Annotated in this window: 13 protein-coding genes; 3 read left to right on the forward strand and 10 right to left on the reverse strand. The window is 32.4% G+C overall.

What is annotated here, in order from left to right; translation table 11 throughout:
- Window positions 1–42 precede the first annotated feature (42 nt).
- Entirely contained in the window at window positions 43–381 is a 339-nt protein-coding gene (gene gldC / locus Q0828_RS05795) for a gliding motility protein GldC (RefSeq protein ID WP_298418493.1), read from the reverse strand.
- Window positions 381–1,331, reverse strand: a complete 951-nt coding sequence (gene gldB / locus Q0828_RS05800) for a gliding motility lipoprotein GldB (RefSeq protein ID WP_298418495.1) — start codon at window positions 1,329–1,331, stop codon at window positions 381–383. The genes gldC and gldB overlap by 1 nt, the downstream gene beginning before the upstream one ends.
- Before the next feature lie 206 nt (window positions 1,332–1,537).
- Here gldB and nadE point away from each other — a divergent pair, with 206 nt between their 5' ends.
- On the forward strand, window positions 1,538–2,326 hold the full coding sequence (nadE, locus tag Q0828_RS05805) for an NAD(+) synthase (protein WP_298418497.1): 789 nt from the start codon (window positions 1,538–1,540) through the stop codon (window positions 2,324–2,326).
- Window positions 2,327–2,488: 162 nt separating this feature from the next.
- Window positions 2,489–3,118: a response regulator transcription factor gene (locus Q0828_RS05810; protein ID WP_298418498.1), complete on the forward strand. Its 630-nt coding sequence runs from the start codon at window positions 2,489–2,491 to the stop codon at window positions 3,116–3,118.
- Between the two features lie 205 nt (window positions 3,119–3,323).
- Here Q0828_RS05810 and dnaG read toward each other — a convergent pair whose 3' ends face one another.
- On the reverse strand, window positions 3,324–5,276 hold the full coding sequence (gene dnaG / locus Q0828_RS05815; protein ID WP_298418499.1) for a DNA primase: 1,953 nt from the start codon (window positions 5,274–5,276) through the stop codon (window positions 3,324–3,326).
- A 323-nt stretch (window positions 5,277–5,599) separates the two neighbouring features.
- Here dnaG and Q0828_RS05820 point away from each other — a divergent pair, with 323 nt between their 5' ends.
- Window positions 5,600–5,878 (forward strand): Cys-every-fifth RiPP peptide CefA, encoded by a 279-nt coding sequence (locus tag Q0828_RS05820; protein ID WP_298418501.1) that lies wholly within the window; start codon window positions 5,600–5,602, stop codon window positions 5,876–5,878.
- A gap of 82 nt (window positions 5,879–5,960) precedes the next feature.
- On the opposite strand, the gene Q0828_RS05825 is transcribed toward Q0828_RS05820, so the two are convergent.
- The 7 genes from Q0828_RS05825 to rlmN form a co-directional block, all read right to left on the reverse strand.
- Window positions 5,961–6,152: a hypothetical protein gene (locus tag Q0828_RS05825; RefSeq protein WP_298418502.1), complete on the reverse strand. Its 192-nt coding sequence runs from the start codon at window positions 6,150–6,152 to the stop codon at window positions 5,961–5,963.
- A gap of 95 nt (window positions 6,153–6,247) precedes the next feature.
- Complete coding sequence (locus tag Q0828_RS05830) at window positions 6,248–7,231, reverse strand: erythromycin esterase family protein (protein ID WP_298418503.1); 984 nt, start codon at window positions 7,229–7,231, stop codon at window positions 6,248–6,250.
- Window positions 7,232–7,356: 125 nt separating this feature from the next.
- On the reverse strand, window positions 7,357–8,391 hold the full coding sequence (locus tag Q0828_RS05835) for a hypothetical protein (protein ID WP_298418504.1): 1,035 nt from the start codon (window positions 8,389–8,391) through the stop codon (window positions 7,357–7,359).
- A gap of 62 nt (window positions 8,392–8,453) precedes the next feature.
- Window positions 8,454–9,245, reverse strand: a complete 792-nt coding sequence (locus tag Q0828_RS05840) for a hypothetical protein (protein WP_298418505.1) — start codon at window positions 9,243–9,245, stop codon at window positions 8,454–8,456.
- Window positions 9,232–9,795, reverse strand: coding sequence for an RNA polymerase sigma factor (locus Q0828_RS05845; RefSeq protein ID WP_298418506.1), 564 nt, complete (start codon window positions 9,793–9,795; stop codon window positions 9,232–9,234). Before Q0828_RS05845 ends, Q0828_RS05840 begins: the two co-directional genes overlap by 14 nt.
- Before the next feature lie 69 nt (window positions 9,796–9,864).
- Window positions 9,865–10,842 carry a polyprenyl synthetase family protein gene (locus Q0828_RS05850; protein ID WP_298418508.1) on the reverse strand — a complete coding sequence of 326 codons (978 nt, stop codon included), beginning with the start codon at window positions 10,840–10,842 and terminating at the stop codon, window positions 9,865–9,867.
- Window positions 10,843–11,026: 184 nt separating this feature from the next.
- Complete coding sequence (gene rlmN, locus Q0828_RS05855) at window positions 11,027–12,070, reverse strand: 23S rRNA (adenine(2503)-C(2))-methyltransferase RlmN (RefSeq protein WP_298418510.1); 1,044 nt, start codon at window positions 12,068–12,070, stop codon at window positions 11,027–11,029.
- Window positions 12,071–12,219: the final 149 nt, after the last annotated feature.

A 12,219-nucleotide genomic window follows, 5' to 3' on the forward strand; every position in this document is an offset into this window, starting at 1 on the left:
AACCTCAATTTATTGTATTTCTGAGTATATTTAAGCGAAAGCTTACTTCTTTATAATTTCCAGCTTTTCTGCAAAATAATCACAGAAATCTAGCATTGTAGCACTCATTTTTTCATCATTTGTAGCACGTTGAAATGAACGCGCCATAGATACTAATGTTTGATGATAAAACACTTTCATTTCGTCAACAGGCATATCTTTTGTCCATAAATCAATACGCAAACTTTCTTGCGCTTTATGATCCCAAACGGACAACATTACTGCTTTCGTAGCTTCATCATTTACGCCTCCATCTTTAGCTGTCCAATTGATTTCTTCCGGAACATTATTTTCGTCAACGCTTACCGCAATTTTGATTTCTGACTTTAATTTATTCGCCATTATTTTCTTGGTTTGTACTTTGAGTTATTATAAATTTCTTCTGCTGATTTTGATAATAATTCCTGCAAAGATACATCATTATTTTTCATGTATGAAGCCACAATTTGATGACCAATATAACAACCAATTCCTCCTGGAGAGTCATTATCTAATTCCAAGTAAAATTTAGAAAAAGGCGCCATGTTTATGAACCTATTATCCAACTTACTATCTGTACTAAATAGTAATTCTTTCTCAATAAAATAAGTCCAAATTTCCGCTTCATTATCTTTTGCCCAAATTAATTGATCTTCTGTGTATCCATATTGTAGCCCTTTTAAAGCATTTGGCACTAATAATGATTTTATGTATTGCACTTTTCCGTGAAAGATGATTTTTCCTAAAAAAGTACGATCACGTGTAGGAGAAACTTGTGAATATGCGAATTGATTGGCAATATCAACAGGAATCATTTCTTTTTTAAAACCATTTACAATGAATTTTTGAATTCCTTCATAATACTTATGATCTACACCTAAATACGTGTTTAACGCAATCAAAATCATATCTTGATATAGAATCACTTTTTTACGATAATCCTCCGTTGTTACCGTAAAAATTTTTGGTGTATTGTATTCTGGAAAATAGTACTTAATATGTTGCAAAACAGACTTTACATCTAGATGTACTGATGAAAAATCTTCAAAAACCAGATCAATTTCTTCCTTCAGTTCTTTCTGTAAAGGATCGCGCATGGTATATACCCAAGTAGAATCAGGAATTGTTCTTGGAAAAAACATTGGATACGTTTCTTTCAGTTGTGGTAAATCAGAAGGTGCCGCCCCTAAAAACACTTGATCAAATCGACTTATACTTAAATCTATAGGAATTGCTGCAATTTCTTTTTCTAACGGGTTTTCTTTAGCACATCCAACCACAATTAACAAACATAATACAAGTATTTTTTTCATAGTCAACTTTAAGAATTATAAAAAGGTAAACGCACGCGTTATTTATAAATTTTATTCTACACCTATTTTTGTCTGCAAATTTACTTTTTTTATATTGTAAAAAAATCGAAAATACATGAAATGAGCCAAAAACAATTCTGATGCATCAACTGAAGAGATGATTGGCAAATTCCATTTGACAAAATTAATTAAGTAAAAATAAACGGATGAAAACTGATAAGGTTATTGAATATATAGTTTCTTGGCTAAAGGATTATGCTACAAATGCAAAGGTAAACGGATTTGTTGTGGGAGTTTCTGGAGGAATTGATTCCGCAGTGACTTCAACATTATGTGCAAAAACTGGTTTACCAACTTTATGTATAGAAATGCCGATTCATCAAGCGCAGAGTCACGTAAATCGTGCACAAGAACACATAAAACAGTTAAAGGAACGTTTTGAAAATGTAAGTGATGTCCGCGTAGATTTGACACCCGTTTTTGAAGAATTTAAAACAGAAGTTTCCTTAGACGGGAAGCAAGCAACTGTGGATATGGCTTTAGCGAATACTAGAGCACGTTTGCGCATGACAACTTTGTATTACCATGCAGGATTATTAGGACGTTTGGTTGCAGGAACTGGAAACAAAGTAGAAGATTTTGGTGTAGGTTTTTATACCAAATATGGAGATGGTGGTGTTGATTTGAGTCCGATTGCAGATTTGATGAAAAGTGAAGTGTATTTACTTGGAAAAGAATTGGAAGTTCCTGAGTCTATTATGAATGCTGCGCCTTCCGATGGTTTGTTTGGTGACACAAGGAGTGATGAAGATCAAATTGGTGCTAATTATGATGAGCTTGAATGGGCTATGCGTATGCATGATGAAGGAAAAACTGTAGAAGATTTCTCAGGGAGGCAACGAGAAGTTTTCAGTATTTACAAGCGATTTAATTCTGCAAATAAACATAAAATGACGCCAATTCCAGTCTGTGAAATACCGCAAAATCTGACATAAAAAATCTTCTTTTTTAATCATTTTTATAAAAATTTGTTTAAATTTGTTGCTACAGACCCCCTAAACCTGAAATAAAAATTGATTCGATTTTGTGTTAGCATGAAATGACGAACCTTTCTTTATGTGATGGTCTGATTTAATAATAACTTTAAAAACTAAATTATGGTTAAAGTATTAATTGCAGACAATCATCCCATTGTTCGAAAAGGAGTAAAATCTTTATTCAAGAACTCTACAGAGATTGACGTAGTAGGTAAAGCTGCTACTACTTCTGAGCTTTTTGACTTCATTAGTCAAGAGCATGTAGATGTTGTTTTATTAGAGATGGATATTCCTGAAGTCAATGGTATTACTGCTTTAAGAAGACTTAAAAAAGACTTCGCTGACGTGAAAGTAATCATGTTTAGCTCACACTCAGAAGATGTTTACGCTGTAAGCACATTGAGAGCTGGAGCTTCTGGTTACTTATCCAAATCTGTCGCTACAAATGTTATTAAAGACGCGATTATTAAAGTTGCAAATGGAGGCATCTATATTAGCAACGAATTAGCGCAACGATTAGCATTTGACGAAAGCACAAACAAACCCCGTAGATTCTTCAGACGTTTGTCTACAAGAGAAGTAGAAGTATTAAAACTTTTAGCTTCTGGTAAACGTAACAAACATGTTGCTGAAGAGTTAAATCTAAACGAAAAAACTGTGAGCACGTACAAAGCTCGCCTAATGCGTAAGTTGAACGTAGACAACTTAGTTGATCTATTGCAACAGGCAAAAGCATTAGAATTACTGTAATTGCATTATAGAGAATATTCTCTAACTACAGTTAAAAAAATTTTTATGATGATATGTATATGTTCTTTTTAGAATTTTGCATATCATCATTTTTTATTTCGATAAGACTCAACAACCGTATTTCGACGCAGTTCAATAACCATATTTCGACACAGCTCAATAACCATATTTCGACCAAGCTCAGTGGACTATATTCTATTAAGGTTTAGATGACTCTTTTAAGATGTTCCGATAGAAAGTTTACTAATTTATTGTATTCATTTACCTCTTCTAAAATACTTTCATTAAACTCAACATCAATAGTTTGATTCATTAATCGCTGGATTTTTTCAAATATTAATTTGCGCCTTAAGTTTAATATTGTGTCACTAGTTAATTTATTAATTGTTTCTTCTTTTGGTTTTACAAAGATGTTTTGTGTTTCCCAGCTGTGCAATTCATACTGTTCTTCACGCATCAGAATATCTGTAACTTCGCTCGCTATTTCAGGTGAAAGTTCGTTAATGAATGTGTCCAACTGTAATTCTCCTGTTTCGTTTAACTTTTCAATAGCACTATAGTATACTATTTTAAACTTTTCATTTGCTAAATCAATTTCATCTTGTTGTAAATCAAGAAAAAGTTTTTCATACACTCTTGCCTCATAAAGTTCAGGCTCCATTTTCAATTCGCCTTCATCATTTTCTTTTAAGATTAAATCTTCAAAAGTAGCTTCCATACTTCCGTACAACAACAAGATTTCAATAATTTTTCGTTCTAACACATATTGAACATCTACAGTTTCAGACTTTTTCTCTGTTTTTATAACTTCAAATGTCTTTTTTTCCTGCTTTGTCTTTTTGTTAGTCTCTTTAATTTCTTTATTGAGAAGTTGTGCTAAGGTTGCAAATAATACTTCTTCAGAAATATCCATGATACGAGATGTTTCGCGCAAATACAATTCTTGCTTGATGCGATCGGATACTTTCGAAATACTTGACATCATATCATTAATAACTTCCGCCTTTTTGATCGGATCATTTTTGGCAACTTCCATCAGCAATGAAGCTTTGTAGCTGATAAAATCTTTGATGTTGTTTTCGAAATATTCCAATACATCTTCTAATGCATTATTTTTGGTAAAACTATCTGGATCTTCTCCTTCTGGGAATGTACACACACGCACATTCATTCCTTGTTCTAAAATTAAATCTACTCCACGAAGCGATGCACGAATTCCGGCAGCATCTCCATCATATAGCACCGTAATATTTTTCGTTAAACGATTTATTAAACGAATTTGCTCAGAAGTTAACGCCGTTCCTGAAGACGAAACTACATTGTGAATTCCTGCTTGATGCATCTGAATTACGTCTGTATATCCTTCTACCAAATAACAATTATCTTCTTTTGCTATCGCTTGCTTTGCATAATACAAGCCATACAAAACTTTGCTTTTATGGTAGATATCACTTTCTGGCGAGTTGAGATATTTAGCCGCTTTTTTATCATTCGTTAAAATTCGTCCACCAAAACCAAGCACACGTCCACTCATACTATGAATTGGAAACATGACTCTTCCTTTGAAACGATCAAAGCGTTTTTCTTCTTTTACTATCGTTAATCCTGTTTTTGAAAGATAGTTAAGATTATATCCTTCCTTAAGCGCTGTATTTGTAAACGCATCCCATTCGTCCAAGGCATACCCTAAACCAAACTTTTTTATGGTTTCTGTAGTAAAACCTCTTTCTTTAAAATAGGTAAGTCCAATTGCTTTTCCTTGCGGAGCTTCCCAAAGAATTTCTTGATGGTATTTTTTAGCATATTCAGAAACCAAATACATACTTTCCTTTTCACTAGCAAGTGCTTTTTCTTCATCTGTACGTTCAGTTTCTTCTATTTCTATTCCGTATTTGTTTGCCAAATATTTTATAGCTTCTGGATAAGTAAAGTGTTCATGCTCCATCAAAAACGCGACTGCATTTCCTCCTTTTCCAGAACTAAAATCTTTCCAAATTTGTTTTACAGGCGATACCATAAAAGAAGGTGTACGCTCATCAGAGAATGGACTTAAGCCTTTGAAGTTGCTTCCCGATTTTTTAAGTTGTACAAAATCGCCAATAACTTCTTCTACACGAGAAATGTCAAAAACTGCATCTATGGTTGATTTTGAGATCAATGGTTTTGGGATATTTAGGAATGAACTTCAAAAATACTAAGTTTTCATCAATATTAATATAAAAAAGAAAAGTGTCTTTTAGAACTAACTTTTTTTGAATTTTATATTAAAAAACACATTATTTAATTAATACTTAACTTTCATTAAAATACTATTTTTCTTTCTAAAAAAGAACTTTAATACAACTAAAAATACGGTTTTACCTTACCTAATATATTTTATTATTTTTTATATTTATTTAATAATTAACTAGTTACACTGTTTTAACTTATGAAAAAACAGTGTTTATTAACATAATCTATTAACTAATAAATTCTAAAATCATGAAAAAAAAGAAAATGAGTTTACGCAAACTAGCTTTGAACAAAAAAGCGATTTCTAATTTGAGTAGTAATCAAGTTAGAGGAGGAATTCTTATTGACGGTCCAATTATTGTGACAGATTCAGATTTTTGTCCGTCCGATGGCTGTCCATCAGATTTTTGTCCATCTAACGGATGTCCTTCAAACTTTTGCCCATCTAATGGATGCCCATCAAACTTTTGTCCGTCAAATTTTTGTCCGTCAAGAGTATGTCCTATAACTATTATAGATATAAGATAATGACTTGTATTTTATAAATTAAAATATAAAGGAGATACTACACAGGTATCTCCTTTTTACTTTTCTATACTATTTGCTAATGTCAATTAAATAATGGTGTTGTATGAGTGGTCTTTTTAATAAAAATCACAAAGTCATACATCACTGCAGGGTTGACTTCGTAATAGTCTTTTTCGGAATTTTCACGATATCCAAATAACTTCACTTTTTGCTTAGGAAGTTTTGCACAGATTTCTTTTACTTTTTGATTGATTGGAAAATAATAGGATTCCATGGTATTCTGTGCCAACTTTTCTTCAAAAGTATTTTCTGGCAGCTTAGGATAGTCTAAATTATAGAGTTGATCATCGTAGTTATGATCGTCATTGATTAAACGTTTTTTATGTAAGAGTAACTTCCGCTAAAACTACTCATGCTAATTGCAACATATTCTTCTGGGAATTCTTTTTTGAGATTCCTTCCCATTAAACCAATTTCATTATCAATAATTACTTCTTTTGAAATATGTGCATTGTGTGCCCAGACAATGATTTTCGCATTCGGATCTTTGACCAAATGTGCCACGCGTTCTGCCATAACAATATCTCTAGTTATTATATTCCCTGTATAGATCATTTCATAATTGATATATGAATTTTTCGCATTAAGCATTAACTCTTTCAATCGTTTTGATGAATTGTTTTCTTTTTTGAGAGCTTTTTCAAGATTAAGTATCAAACGATAGACTTCTCTATCATAATCATCATCTTTCTCAGGTTTTTTCTCTGGGAATTTTGCGTAGAATTCGCTTGAATTTAACGTTACACGTAATTTGTATTGCTCTAAAATTTCTTTAACTTCAACAGTCATATTTGATTGCAATTCTTCAAATAATAGTTCTGGGAGAATTTCTCTACATGAATCATCACAACCTTTAAACGGAATTGGTGTATGTGTTTGATTATACTTTTTTAACCAGCTTAAAAACTCTTTCATTTCCACTGTTTGATAGATTGAAAAGAGATGTTTTTTCATCAATGAATCTATTGGTTCAGTTTGCAGGTTTTTTGATAACATTTCTAAGTCTTCATACGGATTTTCAAGAATCACCATATTAAAACCTTTTTCTTTTATCAATTTCTGTGTGATTGCATTTCTGAGCCCATAAAATTCTTTTGTTCCATGTGTATCTTCTCCGAGTGCAACAATACGCTTGTCTCCTATTTCAGAAACGAGCGCATCTAAAGATCTATCTAATTTTTGCGTTGATGATAGATGTATATCTGTTTTTATAATATTAATTTCTTGTTGTAATTCTTGGCTATTCGCGTAAAGCGAGAAAAAAATTGCAATAAGTATGGTTCCTGTTTTCATTTCTATGTTTTGATATTGCGTATTGAGATAAGCATAAAGACTATTCGTGTTTTAGAGAAAATATCATATCTCACATCCAGCATTTAGCATTTAGCATTTAGCATTTAGCATTTAGCATTTAGCATTTAAAATACATCAAGTCGTACACCTAATGAAATATTTCGTTGTTTTGCGTTAGGACTTTTAAAGATTGGAGATAAATCATACTTACAGTACAATGCTAAATCGTCCCAACCAATGTAACCTGCCAAACCGTAGACAAAGCTATTTGTATTGAAATTTCTTCTAATTTCTTGATCCACATGATCGCCATTTTCTTTGTAACGTAGTTTTTGTTTTACAGCCAAATTGACTCCTGCATACCCACCAATTCCTATTTTGATTTTTTCTCGTGTGTTGTAACGAATATAATGATCTGTTTGTTTTTTGTTTGATGGACCAAATTCAAAATAGATAGGCACAACTAAGTTGGTCATTCGTATTTTTGAACGACGTAAATCATTTGGAAATTCTTCTAGTGTAGTTGTATTTCCATTATCAACAAATGCCCGATTCCCTGTTGGCTTTAGATTATTGTATTGTAATGACAATCCATATTTGAAACGTACAAAATTGTGATTTTTGAACACACGTGTTCTCCATGAAATTCCAAATTCAAAAAAACGTGAGCCTCCAACTTTATAATCAGAATTACTAAACGATTTCCCATCTTGAAGTGCATTATTTAAGCCAAGTGCAAATACAATGTCTGAGTAGGTTCGCTTATCATATTTTAAAGGTCTTTTTTTAATTTTTCGAGTATCAAAAATTTCTCCAAATCGAATAAAACTTCCTTCTTCCTGAATGTAATAGTCAGTCAACATTTCACGTTTGGTTTTTGCCATACGATATTCAATGGTAGCAGCTGCTATCAACGCTGCTTTTTTCTTTTGTTTTTCTGCTTCTTTTTGAGTGATTTCTCCTTTTTCTAATTTTTCATTAATCTTATTAATTTCAATTTTCAGAACTTCTTTTTCCTGCGTCTCGATTATTCGCAATCGGTTTTCCAAATATTTTTTATCCTGCTCTTTTTTGAGTTGAATGGAGTCTTTTTGTTGTGCCTGCATGGTAAAATTTACGCATAGGAATATCAGGCATAAATACATTGTAATTGTTTTCATGTTCGTTTTTTTATGAAATGTTTTTAAAAAATTGTCTGTTTATAGACCTTTAGAATGTATGGTTACGGATCCACCACGGCCGTTCTGGTTTTCGAAACCTTGTGTTTTATGAGTTCAAATACTTTTTGTTTGAATGACATGTCGAGTTCGTATTCTACTTCATTTAACAATTCGTCAGCAGTTGCATATTTAGTAATATCTGCTTCTTTATTTTTTACTTTCAGCTTAGAAAGTGATTCTTGTGCTTCTTTTAGCAATTTATCAATTTCTTCATTCGTAATTGTTACTTTCTCTGTTACAGATAAAGCTGCAATTGAAGCCTTGAGTTCTTTATCAAGCTTGACTTCTTTTATATTTTCTGCAAGAACAACTGAAGTTTTCTTTGTTGACATTACTGAAAGTGTATCAACTTTTATGGTTTCTTGTATTTCTTTTTGAAATGCAACATTTAACTCTTTGCGTTCTTTCTGTGTTACTTGCTTTTTTTTATCGGTTTCTTTTTTGACTTTTATTTCGCTTGTATTTGGTGTTTCAGTTGCTACAATTGCCGATTTAAAAACTTTGTCATCAATTTCTTCTTTAAGAAGAATCGGCTTTGGCGCTTCTACTCCTTTTTGTGTTTTTATTGTTTCCGTATCAACTATTACTTGTGATTGCGATTCACCAATACTTTTACTTACTATAAACGCAATTAAACCTACTAATACGGCAAAACAAGCTGCATACGGATATACATTGCGTCGTTTTTTCTTTTTGTCGTGAACACTTAATTGATTCGCAAGTTGATCCCAAGAATTCTCAGAAACTTCCATCCTACGCTCTTCCAGTATGTCTTTTATATTATGCGATTTCATTTGTTTTGTTTTTTTTTGATCGTAGTTGTGCTTGCAACGTTTTTTTTGCTTTAAACAATTGTGTTTTTGAAGTACTTACTGAGATGTTGAGCATTTCTGCTATTTCTTGATGCTTATATCCTTCTATTTCATAGAGGTTGAACACAATTCGATATCCTTGTGGCAATGCGTCAATAGCTTTTTGAATTTCTGCGACACCTGCATTTACGTCCATTTCACATTCCGAAACTTCAGTGTAGTTTTCTATTTCTTCTACTGCAATTAGTGGATTTTTTTTCCGAAGAAAGGAAATTGATTCTCGAATCATTATTCTTCGAATCCAGCCTTCAAAACTTCCTTCGTTTTTAAACGTTTTGATATTTGTAAATACTTTGAAAAAACCAGAAAGCATTGTTTCTTCTGCATCATGAATATTTGCTATATAGTATCTACAAACACTCAACATTTTTGGAGCATATTGCGCATATAACACTTGCTGCGATTTACGGTCATTCCGTTTGGCTCGCTTTATGAGTTTTGTTTCTTGTAGATGTAATTGAATAACTTTCATTATACAGGTTGCTTTCTATTGACATAGACGCAATTTTTGTGCAAATGGTTGTCTGCGTTTGAAAAAAAATTATTTTTTTCTATCAATTACGTAATTTACCATCAATTCTAATGAATCTCTATATGTCGATTGAGGATAGGCATTTAGTAGCTTGAGCGCTTTTTCTTGATAGGCTTTCATCTGTGTAGTCGCATATTCTAATCCGCCTGTTTTTTTTACGAAAGCAATCACTTCTTTAACTCTTTTTTTGTCTTTGTTATGATTTTTTACAGAGTTAATCACCCATTTTTTTTCTGCTTTCGTACAATGATTCAATGCATAGATTAGTGGAAGTGTCATTTTTTGCTCTTTAATGTCAATTCCTGTTGGTTTTCCTATTTGCATATCACCGTAATCAAATAAGTCATCTTTTATTTGAAACGCCATTCCTATATATTCGCCAAATAGTCGCATGCGCTCTACTTCTTCATCAGTTGCATCTACAGAACGTGCGCCCATTGCACAGCAAGCTGCAATTAAAGTTGCTGTTTTTTGACGAATAATTTCATAGTATACATCTTCCGTGATATCAAGTCTACGTGCTTTTTCTATTTGCAGCAATTCACCTTCGCTCATTTCACGAACTGCTACAGAAATGATTTTTAATAAATCAAAATCACCATTATCTATCGAAAGTAATAATCCTTTTGATAGCAAATAATCACCAACTAATACTGCAATTTTGTTTTTCCATAAGGCATTTATAGAGAAAAAACCTCTTCTTCGGTTAGAATCATCTACAACGTCATCATGTACTAATGTTGCTGTATGAATGAGTTCTATTACAGAAGCTCCACGATACGTACGATCATTTACGGTTCCTTCCGAAACCATCTTAGACACTAAGAAAACAAACATAGGACGCATTTGTTTTCCTTTACGATTTACAATATAATGTGTGATTCTGTTGAGTAGCGCAACTTTGGAAGTCATGGAGTTGGAAAACTTTTTTTCAAAGAGTTCCATTTCGGTTTCAATCGGCTGTTTTATCTGCGCAACTATTTTCATTCGACTGTAAAGATATTAACTAATTCGATGATTTTATAGTTTTTAACAAGATTCGAACAGTTTGAGTGTGTTTTTTTTGACTTTTCTATCATGAATGCATGAATTGTTTTTTTAAATACATCCATATCAATTTTTACAAATATTATTCTAGTAATAGTTAAGCTTCAAATTTTCATCTTATTTATTATTCTTTATTTGCCAATTGCCCACAAGCTGCGTCAATGTCTTTTCCACGTGAACGTCTTACTGTCACAGTAATTCCATTTTGCTCAAGTGAATCTACATATCTATCAATTGCCTTGTTACTCGCTTGTTGAAATTGTCCGTCATCAATTGGATTGTATTCTATTAAATTGACTTTGCTAGGTACATCTTTACAGAATTTCACCAATGCATTGATATCTTTTTGCTGATCATTAATTCCGTCCCAAACTACATATTCGTAGGTAATTTTATTTTTTGTTTTATCGTACCAATATGCCAATGCTTCTTTTAAATCTTTAAGAGGGAAGTGCTCATTAAACGGCATTATTTCTGTTCGCACCTCATCAATAGCTGAATGTAATGAAACTGCTAGTTTGAATTTCACTTCATCATCTGCCATTTTTTTGATCATTTTAGGCACTCCAGAAGTTGAAACCGTGATTCGTTTTGGGGACATTCCTAAACCTTCATCTGAAGTTATTTTATCAATCGCTTTTAATACGTTGTTGTAATTCATTAATGGCTCACCCATTCCCATGAATACAATGTTTGATAATGGTCTGTTTTGATATAATTTACTTTGTTGATCAATAGCAATTACTTGATCGTAGATTTCATCAGGGTTTAGATTACGCATACGCTTTAATCGCGCTGTAGCGCAAAATTTACAGTCTAAACTACAACCTACCTGACTTGATACACAAGCTGTTGTTCGTGAACTTGTTGGAATTAACACAGATTCTACAATTAAACCATCATGCAAGCGTACTGCATTTTTAATAGTTCCATCATTACTACGTTGCATTTTGTCTACACGAATATGATTGATAACGAAGTTTTCTTCCAACATTTTTCGCGTGTCTTTGGAAACGTTCGTCATGTCTTCAAATTTATGTGCACCTTTTTGCCATAACCATTCATAAACTTGATTTCCTCTGAACGCTTTGTCTCCTTGCGTTACAAAGAACTCTCTAAGTTGTTCTTTACTCAATGCACGTATATCCTTCTTAACTGCTTGCTCCATGCTGCAAAAATAGGGAGAATTTGTGAGTTTTTAATTTTGTTCGCCTGTCAATGTATCAATTTAAACGTGAAGCTGTTAAAAATGGAAAAATCCATGTATTATCGTTTTTTGATTACAATTTCTAATTCAAAATCACCTTCTACCAAATC

Source organism: uncultured Kordia sp. (assembly GCF_947496985.1).
In the GTDB taxonomy this organism is placed as follows: domain Bacteria; phylum Bacteroidota; class Bacteroidia; order Flavobacteriales; family Flavobacteriaceae; genus Kordia.